The sequence below is a fragment of the Mucilaginibacter sp. P25 genome (genome assembly GCF_050859465.1).
In the GTDB taxonomy this organism is placed as follows: Bacteria; Bacteroidota; Bacteroidia; order Sphingobacteriales; family Sphingobacteriaceae; genus Mucilaginibacter; species Mucilaginibacter gossypii.
The window spans coordinates 5,114,669-5,131,016 of sequence record NZ_CP193937.1 but is presented as its reverse complement, the minus strand read 5'-3'; the positions used below and the strand labels follow the sequence as shown (position 1 = coordinate 5,131,016).

The 16,348-nt window shown below is 43.6% G+C and carries 19 protein-coding genes; 17 read left to right on the top strand and 2 right to left on the bottom strand.

From position 1 onward, the window contains the following. Nucleotides 1-253 precede the first annotated feature (253 nt). The 14 genes from ric (at nt 254) to ACRQ5D_RS25840 (ending at nt 12,825) form a co-directional block, all read left to right on the top strand. The gene (gene ric / locus ACRQ5D_RS25905) at nt 254-1,216 is read left to right on the top strand and encodes an iron-sulfur cluster repair di-iron protein (RefSeq protein ID WP_091163653.1); all 963 of its coding nucleotides are present in this window, start codon (nt 254-256) and stop codon (nt 1,214-1,216) included. Between the two features lie 22 nt (nt 1,217-1,238). Then, entirely contained in the window at nt 1,239-1,667 is a 429-nt protein-coding gene (locus tag ACRQ5D_RS25900; RefSeq protein WP_091163655.1) for an RrF2 family transcriptional regulator, read from the top strand. A gap of 220 nt (nt 1,668-1,887) precedes the next feature. Beyond that, a complete protein-coding gene (locus ACRQ5D_RS25895; protein WP_431200750.1) occupies nt 1,888-2,394 on the top strand; it encodes a c-type cytochrome in 507 nt (168 codons plus the stop codon). 20 nt (nt 2,395-2,414) lie between these two features. Then, the gene (locus ACRQ5D_RS25890; RefSeq protein ID WP_432327064.1) at nt 2,415-3,032 is read left to right on the top strand and encodes a hypothetical protein; all 618 of its coding nucleotides are present in this window, start codon (nt 2,415-2,417) and stop codon (nt 3,030-3,032) included. 17 nt (nt 3,033-3,049) lie between these two features. Continuing rightward, a complete protein-coding gene (gene nosZ / locus ACRQ5D_RS25885; protein WP_432327062.1) occupies nt 3,050-4,390 on the top strand; it encodes a Sec-dependent nitrous-oxide reductase in 1,341 nt (446 codons plus the stop codon). A 53-nt stretch (nt 4,391-4,443) separates the two neighbouring features. Then, the gene (locus ACRQ5D_RS25880) at nt 4,444-4,944 is read left to right on the top strand and encodes a hypothetical protein (RefSeq protein ID WP_432327060.1); all 501 of its coding nucleotides are present in this window, start codon (nt 4,444-4,446) and stop codon (nt 4,942-4,944) included. A 63-nt stretch (nt 4,945-5,007) separates the two neighbouring features. After that, complete coding sequence (locus ACRQ5D_RS25875) at nt 5,008-5,433, top strand: nitrous oxide reductase accessory protein NosL (protein WP_176844387.1); 426 nt, start codon at nt 5,008-5,010, stop codon at nt 5,431-5,433. An 8-nt stretch (nt 5,434-5,441) separates the two neighbouring features. Beyond that, nucleotides 5,442-6,677, top strand: a complete 1,236-nt coding sequence (locus tag ACRQ5D_RS25870) for a nitrous oxide reductase family maturation protein NosD (RefSeq protein ID WP_091163664.1) — start codon at nt 5,442-5,444, stop codon at nt 6,675-6,677. Beyond that, on the top strand, nt 6,665-7,384 hold the full coding sequence (locus ACRQ5D_RS25865; protein WP_091163667.1) for an ABC transporter ATP-binding protein: 720 nt from the start codon (nt 6,665-6,667) through the stop codon (nt 7,382-7,384). Before ACRQ5D_RS25870 ends, ACRQ5D_RS25865 begins: the two co-directional genes overlap by 13 nt. Beyond that, entirely contained in the window at nt 7,377-8,144 is a 768-nt protein-coding gene (locus ACRQ5D_RS25860) for an ABC transporter permease subunit (protein ID WP_090525226.1), read from the top strand. The genes ACRQ5D_RS25865 and ACRQ5D_RS25860 overlap by 8 nt, the downstream gene beginning before the upstream one ends. Nucleotide 8,145: 1 nt before the next feature. Continuing rightward, the gene (locus ACRQ5D_RS25855) at nt 8,146-8,541 is read left to right on the top strand and encodes a hypothetical protein (protein ID WP_091163670.1); all 396 of its coding nucleotides are present in this window, start codon (nt 8,146-8,148) and stop codon (nt 8,539-8,541) included. A gap of 38 nt (nt 8,542-8,579) precedes the next feature. Then, on the top strand, nt 8,580-10,895 hold the full coding sequence (locus ACRQ5D_RS25850) for a TonB-dependent receptor domain-containing protein (RefSeq protein ID WP_091163673.1): 2,316 nt from the start codon (nt 8,580-8,582) through the stop codon (nt 10,893-10,895). Nucleotides 10,896-11,089: 194 nt separating this feature from the next. Beyond that, nucleotides 11,090-11,674 carry a thiamine pyrophosphate-binding protein gene (locus tag ACRQ5D_RS25845; RefSeq protein ID WP_432327057.1) on the top strand — a complete coding sequence of 195 codons (585 nt, stop codon included), beginning with the start codon at nt 11,090-11,092 and terminating at the stop codon, nt 11,672-11,674. Next, nucleotides 11,656-12,825, top strand: coding sequence for a thiamine pyrophosphate-dependent enzyme (locus tag ACRQ5D_RS25840; protein ID WP_431200746.1), 1,170 nt, complete (start codon nt 11,656-11,658; stop codon nt 12,823-12,825). The genes ACRQ5D_RS25845 and ACRQ5D_RS25840 overlap by 19 nt, the downstream gene beginning before the upstream one ends. 36 nt (nt 12,826-12,861) lie before the next feature. On the opposite strand, the gene ACRQ5D_RS25835 is transcribed toward ACRQ5D_RS25840, so the two are convergent. Both ACRQ5D_RS25835 and ACRQ5D_RS25830 read right to left on the bottom strand, forming a co-directional pair. Then, a complete protein-coding gene (locus ACRQ5D_RS25835) occupies nt 12,862-13,104 on the bottom strand; it encodes a hypothetical protein (RefSeq protein WP_432327055.1) in 243 nt (80 codons plus the stop codon). A gap of 391 nt (nt 13,105-13,495) precedes the next feature. Next, nucleotides 13,496-13,900: a hypothetical protein gene (locus ACRQ5D_RS25830; RefSeq protein ID WP_432327053.1), complete on the bottom strand. Its 405-nt coding sequence runs from the start codon at nt 13,898-13,900 to the stop codon at nt 13,496-13,498. A gap of 62 nt (nt 13,901-13,962) precedes the next feature. On the opposite strand from ACRQ5D_RS25830, the gene ACRQ5D_RS25825 reads away from it, so the two are divergent. The 3 genes from ACRQ5D_RS25825 (at nt 13,963) to ACRQ5D_RS25815 (ending at nt 16,275) form a co-directional block, all read left to right on the top strand. Continuing rightward, complete coding sequence (locus tag ACRQ5D_RS25825; protein WP_432327051.1) at nt 13,963-14,484, top strand: hypothetical protein; 522 nt, start codon at nt 13,963-13,965, stop codon at nt 14,482-14,484. 70 nt (nt 14,485-14,554) lie between these two features. Then, the gene (locus tag ACRQ5D_RS25820; RefSeq protein ID WP_091163685.1) at nt 14,555-15,883 is read left to right on the top strand and encodes an MFS transporter; all 1,329 of its coding nucleotides are present in this window, start codon (nt 14,555-14,557) and stop codon (nt 15,881-15,883) included. A gap of 47 nt (nt 15,884-15,930) precedes the next feature. Beyond that, nucleotides 15,931-16,275, top strand: coding sequence for a hypothetical protein (locus tag ACRQ5D_RS25815; RefSeq protein ID WP_091163688.1), 345 nt, complete (start codon nt 15,931-15,933; stop codon nt 16,273-16,275). Nucleotides 16,276-16,348 lie beyond the last annotated feature (73 nt).

The window sequence follows — 16,348 nt, the reverse complement described above, 5'->3', positions numbered from 1 at the left end:
AGTGCCTGGACATAATCTGATTTCCCTTCGGTTGAACGCCCGGTAATTTGCCTCAAATATCGGGTTAACGTGCCATGACTATTTTTTACTGAAATTACGGCAATGCTTTTCAAAGTTTCAGCCGGAGCTAATGAGCGCGGTCACTTTTACGCTTTAAAAATTGATTGTTATCACATTTACAAAAAAAGAACAGCCTAAAATATACAAGAACAATAATAAAGGATAAATTTGTCTTCTATTAAATTAATAACAAATGGAAACACAAATTTTGGATGTAACGGTCATTGAACCAAAACTAAAACATCCCACTATTTTTAAGAGATTCGATGAGCTGACCGGCGGTGAGGAATTGATCATTCACAATGATCATGACCCCAAACCGCTTTATTATCAGTTGCTGGCAGAGCGCGGACAGATCTTTAACTGGGAATATCTGACGAGCGGCCCGGAGGTTTGGAGGGTTCTGATTGGTAAAAAGAACCCGCATAACCAGGAAGAGACAATTGGTGAGATTGTTGCTAAAGACTATAGGAAGGCGATGGTTTTCAAAAAACTCGGCATTGATTTCTGCTGCGGCGGCAAAAAAACATTAACAGAAGCCTGCGTGAAAAAAGGGCTTGCCGTTGAAGAAGTGAAGCTCGCACTGCAGTCGGCGGATAGCGGAGAATATGTAAATGCTCATAATTTTCAGGACTGGGCTCTTGATTTTTTAAGTGACTACGTAGTAAATGTCCATCATAAATATGTGCGTGACGATATCCCCTTTATTGGTGAACTTGCAACAAAAGTGGCGCGTGTACACGGGGACAAACACCCCGAATTGATTGGGGTGGCTAACGTATTCGCTACGGTGGCACAGGAACTGAGCATGCACATGATTAAAGAGGAGCGCATCCTTTTTCCTTATATCAGGGATATGGTGACAGCCCGGGAATTAGGTACCGCTGTGTTGCCGGCACCGTTTGGCGGGGTTATGAATCCCATTCAAATGATGGAGATGGAGCATGAAGGAGCGGGAGAAGAACTCGAAGAGATCAGGCAAATGACAAATAACTATGCGCTTCCAGAAGATGCCTGTACCTCGTATCGCATCCTTTTCCAAAAGTTGCAGGAGTTTGAAAATGACCTGCACACACATATACACCTCGAGAACAATATTTTGTTTCCAAAGTCGGTTCAACTCGAACAGCAGTTAAAAGATAATTCTCAATTATAAGTTTTAAGTTGAAAGGATAGTAGTGTTATTATCTAAATCATGTGAATATGCCATCAGGGCGGCAGTATATGTTGGTTATAAGACCTTGAACAAAGAAAAGACCGGCATCTCAGAGGTCGCTGAAGCGATAGGTGCACCTGTACATTTCACTGCCAGGATCCTGCAGGGGTTATCCCGAAAGCGCGTCATTTCCTCCAGCAAAGGTCCGCACGGAGGTTTTTATATTGAAAACTCCGCCAAGGTTTACCTGATTGATATTATCCGGGCTATTGAAGGGGACGGGCTATTCAATGCCTGCATACTTGGACTTAAAAACTGTTCCGACACGAAGCCTTGTTCGGTGCACGACGAAATTAAGACGGTACGGACACAACTGCTCCTCGAATTTAACAAAAAATCCCTTCGAGACCTGGTAAGCGATTACCAGCAAAATAAGTACGTTTTAAAATAAGCAAATTTTTATTCAACAAACAGGAGGGGACAAGTTTAAAACAATAAAAGATAAAAATATCTTTATTTATAAAGAGTGGCTTTGAGGCGGAATCTATAAGTATATTATATATCATATAAAATGCTATTTAAATGAGATATATCACTAAAAAAACATGATTTAAATCATGAAATAGTCAAAATTAATAAAGCAATTTCGAAGTATTATAAATATGAAAATAATGAAAATTTCAACCAGCTTTATCCGGGCCGCCTTTATAGGAGGTATGGCTCTTTTGGCCGCTTGCGGCCCTTCCAATGGGGGTGATAAACAGGCGACGGAATCTGCTCCGGCTGCCAATGCCGAAAATAGTTCGGCCGCATCTTCAGCAGACGTTGACCCAGCCGCCAAAAGTGAAAGCAAGGGCGTAGGTAAATTCACAAGCGTGGAGATCGGCGCAATCGACAATGCAATGGCCGACAAAGGCAAAGGAGTTTTTACTGCCAAGTGCTCCGCCTGTCACCAGATCACAGATCAGAAGGTAGTTGGGCCCGGCCTGAAAGGGGTAACCAAACGCCGTACGCCGGAATGGATCATGAACCAAATCACCAATCCGGTAGAAATGGAACAAAAAGACCCCGTGGGTAAAGCGCTTTTAGCAAAATATCTGACTCAGATGAGTTTTCAGAATGTAAGTGACGATGAAACCCGACAGATACTTGAGTATTTGAGAAAAAACGATCAATAACCTCTTTATATGTTTAAACCATGAAACGAATTTCACAAACTACCCTGTTGTTAGCGGGACTGGGGGCGATTGCCATCGCCAGCGGTTGTAAAGCAGGTAAAACGGGGCAGGCGGCCACCGATGAAGATGCTGCCAAAAAAGTATACGTAGCGCCCGGCAAGCATGATGAATTGTACATGTTCGCTTCCGGTGGCTTCAGCGGCCAGATTGCAGCGTATGGTATTCCTTCCGGCAGGTTGCTTAAAGTGATACCTGTGTTTTCCCAGAACCCGGAAAATGGTTATGGCTACTCAGAAGAGACCAAACCAATGCTCAACACCTCGCACGGATTTGTGCCCTGGGACGACACGCACCATCCTGAACTTTCCAAAACCAATGGCGAAGATGATGGCCGCTGGCTTTTCATCAACGGCAATAATACGCCACGCATTGCCCGTCTCAACCTGGCAACTTTCAAAACGGAAGAAATTCTGGAGTTACCAAACGTTGCCGGTAACCACGCATCTCCATTTTGTACAGAAAATACCGAGTATATAGTAGGTAACACTCGTTTTAGCGTACCGCTTGATGGAGATAAGGATGTATCGATAGGTGATTTCAAAAGAAGTTCAAAGGTGCCGCGACTTTTATCAAAGTAGATAAGAACACAGGCCGCATGAACATTGCCTTTCAATTGATTGTTCCTGGCTTTAATTATGACCTGGCACATGTCGGCAAAGGCCCCTCACATGATTGGATCTTCTTTACCTGTTATAATACGGAGCAAGCCAATACCTTGCTTGAAGTTAATGCCAGTCAACGCGACAAGGACTTTATCATGGCGGTGAACTGGAAAAAAGCAGAAGAGTTGGTGGCCCAGGGCAAGGGGCGTAAAGTGCCTGCTAAATACGCGCATAACCTCTATAACGAGCGCACCCACTCAGCTACTTCAGCCATGGAAAACGACGTGACCATGCTGGATGTAAAAGATTATCCGGGACTAATCTATTATATTCCCTGCCCAAAATCACCCCACGGTGTTGACGTGGAACCCAACGGCGAATACTTTGTAGCCAGCGGTAAACTGGCCGCGGTGATTCCTGTATTTTCGTTTAAGAAGATGCTTGGTGCTATTGACCAAAAACAATTTGAAGGGGATTTTGACGGTATTCCGGTATTGAAATATAATACTGTATTGGAAGGTGAAGTGCAAAAACCGGGTTTAGGTCCGCTGCATACCGAATTTGACGGTAAAGGTTATGCTTATACGTCCATGTTCGTGTCTTCAGAGATTGTAAAATGGAAAGTGGACACACGTGAGATCATCGATCGTATTCCAACTTATTATTCTATCGGCCACCTTTCTGTACCGGGCGGCGATTCCAGGCATCCATACGGTAAATATGTGATTGCATTGAACAAGATCACCAAAGACCGTTATCTGCCCACCGGTCCTGAGTTAACGCAATCTGCCCAGTTGATTGACATTACCGGCAACAAGATGAAACTATTGCTTGACTTCCCGACCATTGGTGAGCCGCACTATGCGCAGACCATACCGGCGGAGAAAATAGAGAAAAATTCTGTGAAGTTTTTTAAACTGGAAGAGAATGATAATCCATACGCTGCTAAATCAGAGAAAGAAGCCCGCGTAGTAAGAAAAGGCAACCGGGTGGATGTATACATGACTGCTATCCGGTCTCACCTGGCCCCGGACAATATAGAAGGCATAAATCAGGGTGATGATGTGTATGTGCATGTGACCAACCTGGAGCAGGACTGGGACGTTCCGCACGGCTTTGCCATCAAAGGTTCCAATAACTCAGAATTGTTGATCATGCCGGGCGAGACCGCCACACTGAAATGGGCACCTGACCGGACTGGTATTTTCCCATTCTATTGTACCGACTTCTGCTCTGCATTGCACCAGGAGATGTCTGGTTACTTTAGGGTATCGCCTAAAGGCTCAAACGTACCACTTACTTTCCACCTGGGAGAAAACCTGGCGGCAAGGTAATAGATCTTTTATTCAACGGGAGGGCCCTGTGTCCTCCCATTAATACCAATAATATGAAAACCGGTTCAAGAATAGCAATAGCTGCAGCCATGGTGCTGCTGCTAACAGCGTATTTTCTTCCTTTATGGGAGATTACCTTGTCCGCACCACAATACCCCGAGGGCCTGAGTATGGATATATGGCTGAATGGTATCACAGGAAACGTGCTGCAGATCAATGGGCTTAACCATTATATCGGCATGCAGCATATCGACCCGCAGAACTTTGCCGAATTTAAGATTGCCCCCTATGTGTTCGGGTTACTCATCCTGATCGGGTCGGTTGCTTCAGTAAAAGGCAGCAGAAAACTGCTGATTGGCTTGCTGGCGCTGATGATCGTTTTTGCCGCCACCGGATTTATTGATTTTTACCTATGGGAATACAACTATGGGCACAATCTTGATCCTCATGCAGCCATTAAAGTTGAAGGCATGTATTATCAACCTCCGCTGGTTGGGTATAAACAACTTCTGAACTTCCTGGCAGGGTCTTTTCCGGCTACGGGGGGATGCTGATCGGCCTGGCCGGAATAATTACCGCTGCTACATTATACATCGAAATAAGAAATGGTAAAAGAAATGAAAAAGAGAGGAATGATCGTGCTGCTGGCGCTTTGGATCACCGCCTGCAGTCAAAAGCCTGAGGCCCTGCAATATGGAAAAGATGCCTGCGTACACTGTATGATGACAATTATGGACCGTAAATTCGGTGCAGAGATCGTAACTTCCAAAGGCAAGGTTTATAAGTTCGATTCTGCAGAGTGTATGCTGGGTTACATCAGCGAAAAACGTGGGCAGTTTGGCGATGCGGATACTTACCTTGTCGTAAACTACAAGTCAGGCGGTACACTTATGGATGCCCGCAAATGCACCTATATACATGACCAAAAGATCAGTTCTCCGATGGGCGGTAACCTCGCGGCCCTTGCTTCCGAACAAGAGGCGAAAATCTTTCTTGGCAACGGAAACGGGAAACTGCTGACCTGGAATGAACTTGTTAAATAAAAGATCGCATGAAAAGGATCTCGCTCATTTGTCTTTTTGCCGTGGCGGTAACTGTTGCTTCGCATGCACGTACACTTGTAGTGGCCGTGGATACTGCCCTGCCTGATTTAAAGGCAGCTGTTGCTGAGGCTGCCGATGGTGATACGATCAAGGTGAAGAAGGGGTATTATTATTCGTACAATACACTTATCACCAAAAGACTGACCATCATTGGCGATGGGTATCCTGTGCTGGACGCAAATTATAAAGAAGAGGTAGTGACTATCCTGACGAATGGTGTTACGTTCAGCGGCTTTGTGCTCAAAAACTCTAAAACCGGTTCGATGCGCGACTATGCCGGTATCCGCCTGCATAAGGTACACAATGTTACGATCAGTAATAACAGGTTAATCAATAACTTTTTTGGGATTTACCTGTCCGATTGCGATCATGTGTCTGTTATTGGTAATACAACCAGTGGCACTGGTACCGAGCTTACGGCCGGTAACGGCATTCATGCCTGGCAATGTCATGATGTTATCATTATGAATAATTATTCTACCCGCCACCGCGACGGTATCTACTTTGAATTTGTGAAAAAGAGCAGGATCATCAGTAATACCAGTGAACGGAACTTTAGGTATGGGCTGCACTTCATGTTTTCGGACGATGATCTGTATCAAAAAAACACTTTTCGCAATAACGGATCAGGTGTCGCGGTGATGTATTCCAAACGGATACGAATGTTTGATAATTTGTTTATTGAAAACTGGGGAAGCTCCATTTATGGTTTGCTGCTGAAAGATATTACCCGGTCTCAAATTGTTGGCAACCGTTTCGTTAGGAATACGACGGGTATTTACATGGAGGGTTGCAACCTCATGACGGCTAACAATAATACCTTTATCAATAACGGTTGGGCTATGCGTATACTGGCTAATTGTGAAAACGGCACGTTTGAGCGGAATAATTTCGAGTCGAACTCTTTTGATGTGACAACCAACGGGTTACTCAACCTTAATAAATTTGATCAGAACTACTGGGACAAGTATGAAGGTTATGATTTGAATAAAGATGGCACCGGTGATGTACCCTACCGGCCGGTTAGCCTCTATGCGCAGATAATGGAGCAAATTCCGCAAAGCGTGATGTTGATGCGGAGTTTTATGGTCAATCTTTTAGACAAGGTTGAACGGGCTATCCCATCTCTTACCCCTGAATCTGTTAAAGATATAAACCCTAAAATGAAACCATGGACACGTTAATTGAACTAAGCCACATTAAAAAGACATTCGGCAAATTGCAGGTGCTAAAAGATATTAGTTGTCATTTTGAAAGCGGCAACATTGTGTCTGTTTTGGGGCCGAACGCCTCCGGAAAAACAACCATGATCAAAAGTATACTCGGTATGGTTATACCCGACGAAGGCGACATCCGGTTTTGCGGAGCCAGAGTCAACAAGACTTTTGATTATAAAAAATATATCGGCTATATGCCGCAGATCGGGCGTTACCCGGATAATATGAAGATTGGCCAGTTGTTTGACATGATGCTTGATATTCGTAACTGCAATAAAATACCTGATACAGACCTGATTGAGGCTTACCGGCTCAAAAGTATGTACCATAAGCCTATGAGGACACTTTCCGGAGGTACCAGGCAGAAAGTGAGCGCCGCCCTTGCTTTTATGTTTAATCCTGACGTACTGATACTCGACGAACCCACAGCTGGTCTTGATCCCTTTGCCACCGAGATTTTAAAACAAAAGATCCTCGCCGAAAAAGCAAATAACAGGCTTGTGATCATCACCTCGCATATCCTTTCAGAGTCGGAGGAGTTAGCTGATACCGTGATGTACCTTTATGAAGGCAAGATCAAATTTTATGAGCCGCTGGCTGCGCTGCAAATGGAGACAGGTGAGCAGAAACTGGGTAAAATATTGACCCGATTATTAACTGAAGAACATGTTTAAGATAGCCAAATATATTATTCTCGACATCATACGCAGTAAGGTACTCATTGCCTACACGTTGTTGCTCGCTACCATTTGTACGGTCATCTTCCTGTCAGACAGCGATGTGATTAAAGGACTGGTAAGTATTACAACAATTGTGATGATCATTGTGCCGCTGGTCAGTATTATCTATGCAACCACCTATTATTTCAACGCCGCGGAGTTTACCGAATTGCTTGTTTCCCAGCCTATCAAACGCAGGGATATTTTATTGGGAGAATACCTCGGCATCAGTAGCTCTATCCTCGGCGCTTTTGTGCTCGGAGTTTGCCTGCCGGTTGCTTTGTTTGCACTCTCAGCTACGGGCATCACCCTAATGGTTGCCGGAGGTTTGGTAACCTTAAGTTTTACTTCGCTCGCTTTCTGGGCTTCCACTAAAACCAGGGATAAATCAAAGGGGATTGGGCTTGCGCTAATGATTTGGTTCTATGCGGCCATTATTTATGATGCCCTGGTGCTGTTGTTCCTGTTCACCTTTAGCGATTATCCGTTGGAAAAAGCCATGATTGTGCTCACGGCTTTAAATCCCGTAGACCTGGCAAGGATCATGATCTTGTTAAAACTGGATATTTCTGCTCTGATGGGTTACACCGGCGCGCTTTACCGACAGTTTTTCGGAAGCGGTACAGGCATTGCCTTCAGTGTTTCGATGCTATTTATCTGGTCTGTTTTACCCGTACTACTGGCGCTTAAAATTTTCTCCAAAAAAGATCTGTAAGATGTTTCGCCGTTTCACCGCCATATTACTCCTATTCTCGGTACTGGTTATGAACCTGAACTCGCTATGGCTTTATGCGGGGTTCCGGCTCAACCAGGATTATATTGCGGCAAAACTTTGCGCCAATAAGTCAAGGCCCATGCTACACTGCAACGGCAGGTGTTTCCTGAGCAAACAGCTTAAAAAGGCTAATAGTGAAGAGAAAAGCAACGAAAACCGAACCGTTAAAGAAATTATTTTTGAGGCTTATTATCACGGCGTTAATCAATTTACTGTACACATCAAACTGCTGGCCATTTTTACCTCCCTGGTAAGCTTCGCCCTGCTGCTTCGCCCGCTCGGAGCTATCTTTCGGCCGCCCGCTGCATCTTCAGTTCACCGCTACATGCTCTCCTGAGCAAATTCAATTTTGGTTTAACAAGAAGATGTTTAAAAATGAAATACTTTATCGTGTTCTGCTTTGCTATTGCCTTTACTTTACAGGCATCAGCGCAAAAAATACGGGGTGTTGTTGTCGATGCCCAAACCCAGGCACCCGTTGTCGGTGCCAGTATCCGTGTCAAAGGAAGCAAGCTGGGTACCTCAACTGATTTATCAGGCAAATTTATATTGGCGCATAAAAATAAAACTGATTCCCTAATGGTTAGCTGTACCGGTTATGGTACTTGCTGTATCAGGTGCGATAGCTCGCTCACAGTTCAACTAAAACCGGTGATTGCCGGCCTGGAGGAAGTGGTGGTAACTGCGGGCCGCCAGGAGCAGCCCCGCAAGGATATACCGGCTGCAATCAGCAAGATAAGTTCAAATACCATCCGCGAAGCGCATGCAACCGCTCCTTATCAATTGTTGAATAAAGTTGCGGGGGTATATATGGTGAACCTCGGTAATGAGCAGCATACCATGGCTATCCGCCAACCGATTACTTACAACGCGCTTTATCTTTACATGGAAGATGGTATCCCGATCCGACCGACGGGCATATTCAATCATAACGCTTTGTACGAGATCAATACCGATGGTATCCGGGATATTGAGGTGATTAAGGGGCCAGCTTCGTCTTTATATGGCAGTAACTCAATAGGTGCGGCTGTTAACTTCAATACGGCAAAAGAGTCCGTAACCCCGGCAGGGCAAATCAATGTACAGGGAGATAAATACCATTACCTGCGGGCTGGTATTCAGGGAGGGCTCACGGCAGGAAAGGTTGGGTTTTATATGGCAGGATATGCCACACACCAGGAAAAAGGCTGGCAGGATTATACTGATTTTGATAAGTATTCGCTTTCTGCTAAAGTTAGCTATCCGCTGGGGGCCGACAGTAAGCTAACAGTATACGGTACCTATAATTATCTTAACACACAAACACCCGGAAACCTTGACAGTGCACGTTTCTATAACCGATCTTACAGTAGTAATCAGCGTTTTGCCTACCGCAGGGTGAACGCATTCCGGGCCAGCAGTCGTCTTGATCATAATTGGAATGATGATAATCACACCTTTCTAACGCTTTTTTACAGAAACAATTCCACCGGGCAATTACCCAGCTATTACATTTCTGATGTCCGCAACAATAAGGGCCAATACTTAAAGTCAACAGGTCAAATAAATGAGCTGAGTTTTTACAGCTTTGGCTTGCTTGCCCAGCATACGGTAAAGTTAAATTTTATGCACTCACAATTGATCGCAGGCATTTACCTGGATAATAGCCCAAGTTCGTTTTATGCTAACTTCCTGAATATTAAAAAAGATATTGCTGCTCAATATTATACCGGTTATATCAACACTGATTCGCTGATTGATAATTATAAGATTCACCTGTTTAATGCCGCATCCTATGTACAGTATATGGCAGAGCCGGTTAAGCGGATAAAAATTACTGCCGGACTGCGTTATGACCTGCTCGTTTACAATTTTGACAACCAGCTTCCTCCTTTAAAAACCAAGTACAAACAACAGGAGCATAATCGATATGATGTGTTGGCGCCCAAGCTTGGCGTAACTTATGACCTGCAGAAGGGGCGCGGCGTTTATGCCAATTTCAGTATGGGCTTTCAGCCGCCTGAAACTAATACCCTTTACAATTCCAGGCAATTAACACCGCTTAAACAGGCCACTTATAACAATTATGAACTGGGCGGCTGGACATCATTATTCTCTCAAAAGATCAGGTTTGAGCTAACTGCTTATTACTTGCAAGGGAAAGATGAGATCATCAGCTTGCTCCAGGCAGACAATACTACACAATATGCCAACGCTGCTGCTACTACCCACAAAGGCTTAGAGTATAACCTCCTGGTTGGCTCCGTAAAAAGCCTTGCCTTTCGCATCGGTGGAACGTTTGCGTCCCATACCTTTAATAAATATAGTGAAATTAGTGCCGGAAAATCCATCGGCTATGACGGTCATCAAATGACCAATGCGCCAAAATGGATTGCTAATTCGGAGATTACCTGGAAGCCCGCTTTTATCGCTGGCTTCAGAACCGGTGTTGAATGGCAACATTTGGGTAAATATTTTACAAATGCAGCTAATACCAAAACCTACAGTGGTTATGATCTTTTTAATTTACGCACTGCCTATCGCATCAGCAGCGGCAGCGCGAAGGGGCTGGAAGTTTGGTTTAATGTAATGAACCTGACCAATAAGCTATATGCAACTACTGTTACTGGAAATAGCTATGGGGATACTTATACGGCGGCCCCTCCGCGCACCTTTTCATTAGGTATCAGTCATTCTGTTTCAAAACTATGATCATGAAAAAAACATCCGTTGCGAATCCGGTTAGATTGCGATATATCATTCATTATCGTGAAATCACGGTATATCAAAAAGCTTAAAAAAATATGTTAATTACAAATATTTGACTGTTAATTGCTTAACAAATGGCACGTGTTTGGTGTTATGGATAGTAAATTACCACATCACTAACGCTAAACAACCCAAACATGTCAAAAAAAGTAGCCGAGCAACTTGTAGAAATGCTGATACAGGCCGGCATCAAACGTATTTACGCCATTACCGGCGATAGTTTAAACGAACTTAATGATGCCGTACGCAGAACGCCCGAATTAAAATGGATCCACGTACGCAATGAAGAAGCAGGCGCTTTTGCAGCTTCGGCCGATGCGCAACTGAGCGGGCTTGCCTGTTGTGCAGGAAGCAGTGGTCCCGGGCATGTGCACCTGGTGAATGGCCTTTATGATGCTCACCGGTCAGGAGCACCTGTTTTAGCCATAGCATCTACCTGTGCTACTAAAGAGTTTGGTAACTACTTCCAGGAAACCAATGTTATCAAGCTTTTTGATGACTGCAGTTACTATAACCAGGTGGCTGCCAACAACAAGCAAGTACCCCGTATGGCACAGGCGGCTATCCAAACCGCTATTCAGCGCAAAGGGGTTGGCGTATTGGGTTTACCGGGCGATGTGGCAGGGGAGGATGCTGTTGAAATCGATTCGTCGGTAAATAACTTTTTTGCAAAGCCAACATTACCCCGGTATGGGAAGAATTGGTGCAGCTGGCCGACCTGATTAACCGATACCCCAAAGTTTGCATTTTTGGCGGGATAGGCTGTGCCGGTGCTCATGATGAAGTGGTTGAACTGGCGGCACTGATCAAAGCGCCGGTTGGTTATTCGTTCCGTGGTAAAATGTTTTTGGAGCATGATAACCCCTACGAGGTAGGCATGACCGGCCTGCTTGGCTTGCCTGCTGCCTATCATAGTATGCACGAAAGTGATCTGGTTATCCTGCTTGGCACCGATTTTCCTTACACACCCTTTTATCCCCAGGACAAAAAGATAGTGCAGATTGACATCAAGCCTGAAAATCTTGGTCGCCGGGCAAAATTAACGATGGGGCTTTATGGTGATATAAAATCTACAATTAAAGCATTGATCCCTTTAATTAAAGAAAAAACCGACAACAGCTTTTTAGATGCGCAATTGCATGTACATGCTAAAGTAAAAGAGCAACAGCAAGCCTATATTAAGGATTTTGGTGAACATGATGCTATTCATCCCGAAGCTTTAGCCGCTATTGTAGACGAATATGCTTCTGTTGATGCCATTTTTACCTGCGATACCGGGATGTGTAATGTTTGGAGTGCCAGGCATATCAGCGCTAATGGGAGGCGTTCGATGATCGGGTCGTTTGTTCATGGATCTATGGCTAATGCTATGCCGCATGCTATCGGCGCGGCGCTGGCCTGTCCCGACAGGCAGGTTGTGGCCATGTGTGGTGATGGCGGCATTTCCATGTTGTTAGGCGATTTAGCCACTATTAAACAATATGATCTGCCTATAAAGATCATTGTATTTAATAACAGGAGCCTTGGCATGGTAAAGCTGGAAATGGAAGTAATGGGCCTGCCCGATTTTGAAGTGGACATGCACAATCCTGATTTTACCATGGTCGCGGAGTCAATGGGCATAAAGGGGATCACCATAAACGACCCGCAGGACCTTGAGCAGGGCATAGCCGAAGCTTTTGCACACACAGGACCAGTTTTAGTAAATGTTTATACCGACGGAACTGCCCTTGCCATGCCGCCGCATATCGAACTTAAAATGGTTAAAGGAATGGCCGTCTCCATGACCAAAATGATGCTTGGCGGTAAATTTGATGAGGTTTTGGCTACCGTAAAAGGTAACTACAAGCATCTGCCCGAAATATTTGATTAATGGTGGCAATACGTATAACCGGGAGATGTATGCTGTTTATATCTTCCGGTTTTTATATCGATGACTTGATAGGAAAGCCTTTTTGACAATACCCGTCATAAGGTTAGCTACAAAAAGCAATTGCGCAGTCAGCAATACGGTTGTTGCAATAGTAATTATAGTGTTAATGTTGACTGCTTCCCGGATCTGGCCATCGGTATAGTATTTATGCGGACCGCGGATGGATAGCTGTGCGGAAAAATAAGAAATTATAATTAACGCAATCAATGTAACCAGCACGTGTCCCCATTTTAACCAAACTACAGGCAATATCGGTTCGGTTATTATATAAATAACCCATAAGATAAAAAATATTAGGCCTATTAAGCGGCATAAATGAACCGCTGATACTACGAAATAAGTATCATGAAGATTGATATCTATTGTTGCGGCAGTCGTAAAAAATGAAAGTATAATTGATAACAATGCCACAATCGCGAATATGTGCTGGGGACGGGTTTTGATGTTGAAGAAAGGATAAGGTTTCAAGGCGGTATATATGAATAAAAAGTGTTGACTTACAATTTCAAATGCGCAACAATGTTATTGTCCCTGATCTGTATAAAATTAATATGCTCATCAGCCGGATCGTAATCGATACTTAAAACAAGGTTATCTATTTTGTAATGGTCTACCAGGAAGGGTTTATCCAGTATCGGCGAATCTCCGTGTTTGGTTTGTGTTGGCTCACCTGCTTTTTGAAGACCTCTTCACGGGTATCGTCAAATGAAATCTCAAATGGGGGCGCATATTGCAGATCCGGGTTAGGGTAAATATTCAGATGGGAGAATATTGGCCGGCCGGGTTCTAAAACGATCAGTTCATCTTCGTCAATAACAGCATCCTCATTGGTGAACCCCAAATCGATACCCAATATTTCAGATCGCATGTAATCACTTTTTAAAATATTGTATGAGCTAAGATCAGTAAATGTATCCGCTAAAAATGCCTGGAAATTATCATCATAAAGATAGGAGCCGAATTGGTTTGTAAAATGGAGATAGGTGAACATTTGGCCGTTTCTTATTTGATTCATCAAAATTACAACAAATCAAAATAAAGCTACATTATGTTTTTTACTTTCGTTACATGATGATAATGCAGTTTGCTCCAGGTTTGTTTTTGAGGGAAGAAAATGATGATATCTTGATTGTTTCTTATGAAAACCCAATGTTATCCTTCGAAAAAACGATCCATTTAAATTCAAAAGCAATCATCCATAATGATCATCTAAAGACCAATATAGTTGATATTCGTTCAGATAGTCTGGTTTTTATAACAATTGATCAAGGTTCGCCCAGGGGAATTAACACCTGTTCTGAAATCTATGTTAAAAATGCAGAAGAAATCTGTTTGCTTTGCAGTTTTCGGGCGTTTGAACAAGTAAATGACCTTCGTAAAACAGGATGTTATAAGCTTACTGAATATATTGCAAACCGGTTAAAGGATAAATATGGCATCGAATGGGAATACAAAATATCGGTAGATACCCCTGAAAAAAAGAAACAGTTTAACATGAGCGTTTTCGTTATAATCCTCACGCTTATAGTAATTTTTGTTTTAATATACTACAGGCTAAAGTATGATATGAACCATCCTAAAATAAATTCCAGTCGTTGATGATATAAAGCAATTTATTTTTCTTCAGTAAATCGGGCTTCCTCTAAATTTCCCTACTTTTAAGCCCGTAATGGAAGCAAAAAATAACAAGAAAACCATTTGGGCCTGGTGCATGTTTGACTGGGCCAATCAGTCATATAATATCGTTATCACCTCTACTATTTTCCCGGCGTATTTTGTAGAGGTTACCAAGTTTAACTCGAAGAATACCCAGATGGTAACTTTTTTGGGGCACAGGTATGTTAATACGGTTTTATCAAACTATATTCTCGGTTTATCTTACCTTATAGTTGCGGCTATTTTGCCAATCCTTACTTCCATAGCCGATTACCGGGGCAATAAAAAATCATACCTGCAATTGTTTACCTGGTTGGGTAGCCTGGCCTGTGCGGGTTTGTTTTTCTTTAAGCCCGGCACAGGGTTGGAAATCCCGATGCTTTGCTTTGGTCTTGCTTCTATAGGTTATTGCGGTGGTTTTGTGTTTTATAATTCTTATCTCCCTCAAATAGCCACGCCCGATAAGCAGGATGCTGTGAGCGCCAAAGGGTTTATTTATGGTTATGTAGGCAGTATTGTAGTGCAGGTATTATGCTTTATCGTAGTGCTTGAACCTAATTGGTTTGGCATTACCGACGACTGGCTGCCTGCCCGGATCTCGTTCCTGATGGTTTTTGTATGGTGGATAGGTTTTTCCATTATCCCGTTCCGCATGTTGCCGAAAGGGCAGCCCAATGCGGGCAAGCATAGTTATAACGTGCTTACCGGCGGCTTTAAAGAACTGGCAAAGGTTTTTGGCAAAGTGCGCAAAATGCCGCTGCTCAAACGCTTCCTGGTGTCGTTTTTCCTTTACTCGGTTGGTGTACAAACCATTATGCTGGCTGCGGCTAACTTTGCTGCCAAAGAATTGCACATGCCCGATGCTGCCCTGATCTCTATTGTGCTCATCATCCAGGTGGTTGCCGTGCCCGGTGCATTGATCGCCTCCAAATCGTCGGAGAAATTCGGTAATGTACGCACGCTGGTAGGTTTGGTGGCTATCTGGTCGGCCATTTGTTTGTATGCTTACTTTATCACCAATTCTACCCAGTTTTATGTTGCCGCGGTGATCATTGGCATTGTAATGGGAGGGGTACAATCCTTGTCGCGCTCAACCTATTCCAAATATTTGCCCGAAAACATCCCGGATACGGCTTCATATTTCAGTTTTTATGACGTTACCGAAAAGCTGTCGATTGTGGTAGGCCTGTTTTGTTTTGGCTTTGTGGAAGCTGTGACTAATGAGATGCGCGACTCGACACTTGCCCTTGACGGCTTTTTTGTGTTGGGGCTTATTATGCTCATCGTGCTGATGTTTAAAGAAAATAAACTTAGCAAACAGCGGGTTGAAGTGGAGGCTTAAACAATTTGGCGGCAGGCTTGTACTATCAATAAATAAAATCATAAGCCATGATCCACACAGTTAACCACAACGTTACCGGCGATAACGGCACACAAAGAAATATCATTATTGAGCCGGTACTGCATCAATCAACAAATCATGAATTAAATGCCACCGGCTTGTACAAACTTTATAAAGGTGGGGCCGATGGGGAAGCTACGCTTTTTGAAATTCAGGAGATAGCTCCCGAAATTGGTGAAAGCAAGCCGCTGCTGGATGATAACAAAAATCCGGAATATTTAGGACAGATCCGCTTTGAGGGTGATGTTACTTCTAAATGGCATTATTCGGAAGGCACTTTATCGAATAATGAGCAGCAACAGGTGGTAGAGTTTATCCAAAACACAAATTAGTTAGTTTTTCTTTTTCCTGCTGACATAGGGCTGTCACCATGGTTTGGTTACTTTGTATTGTAATCAAAAACAA

Bases quoted from the DNA above. Each gene is read 5' to 3' on its own strand.
- ACRQ5D_RS25845 (WP_432327057.1), top strand. From the start codon at position 11,090: ATGTCAAAAAAAGTAGCCGAGCAACTTGTAGAAATGCTGATACAGGCC.
- ACRQ5D_RS25855 (WP_091163670.1), top strand. From the start codon at position 8,146: ATGTTTCGCCGTTTCACCGCCATATTACTCCTATTCTCGGTACTGGTT.
- ACRQ5D_RS25865 (WP_091163667.1), top strand. From the start codon at position 6,665: ATGGACACGTTAATTGAACTAAGCCACATTAAAAAGACATTCGGCAAA.
- ACRQ5D_RS25870 (WP_091163664.1), top strand. From the start codon at position 5,442: ATGAAAAGGATCTCGCTCATTTGTCTTTTTGCCGTGGCGGTAACTGTT.
- ACRQ5D_RS25895 (WP_431200750.1), top strand. From the start codon at position 1,888: ATGAAAATTTCAACCAGCTTTATCCGGGCCGCCTTTATAGGAGGTATG.
- ACRQ5D_RS25890 (WP_432327064.1), top strand. From the start codon at position 2,415: ATGAAACGAATTTCACAAACTACCCTGTTGTTAGCGGGACTGGGGGCG.
- ACRQ5D_RS25850 (WP_091163673.1), top strand. From the start codon at position 8,580: ATGAAATACTTTATCGTGTTCTGCTTTGCTATTGCCTTTACTTTACAG.
- ACRQ5D_RS25860 (WP_090525226.1), top strand. From the start codon at position 7,377: ATGTTTAAGATAGCCAAATATATTATTCTCGACATCATACGCAGTAAG.
- ACRQ5D_RS25880 (WP_432327060.1), top strand. From the start codon at position 4,444: ATGAAAACCGGTTCAAGAATAGCAATAGCTGCAGCCATGGTGCTGCTG.
- ACRQ5D_RS25825 (WP_432327051.1), top strand. From the start codon at position 13,963: ATGCAGTTTGCTCCAGGTTTGTTTTTGAGGGAAGAAAATGATGATATC.
- ACRQ5D_RS25875 (WP_176844387.1), top strand. From the start codon at position 5,008: ATGAAAAAGAGAGGAATGATCGTGCTGCTGGCGCTTTGGATCACCGCC.
- ACRQ5D_RS25820 (WP_091163685.1), top strand. From the start codon at position 14,555: ATGGAAGCAAAAAATAACAAGAAAACCATTTGGGCCTGGTGCATGTTT.
- ric (WP_091163653.1), top strand. From the start codon at position 254: ATGGAAACACAAATTTTGGATGTAACGGTCATTGAACCAAAACTAAAA.
- ACRQ5D_RS25830 (WP_432327053.1), bottom strand. From the start codon at position 13,900: ATGAATCAAATAAGAAACGGCCAAATGTTCACCTATCTCCATTTTACA.
- nosZ (WP_432327062.1), top strand. From the start codon at position 3,050: ATGAACATTGCCTTTCAATTGATTGTTCCTGGCTTTAATTATGACCTG.
- ACRQ5D_RS25815 (WP_091163688.1), top strand. From the start codon at position 15,931: ATGATCCACACAGTTAACCACAACGTTACCGGCGATAACGGCACACAA.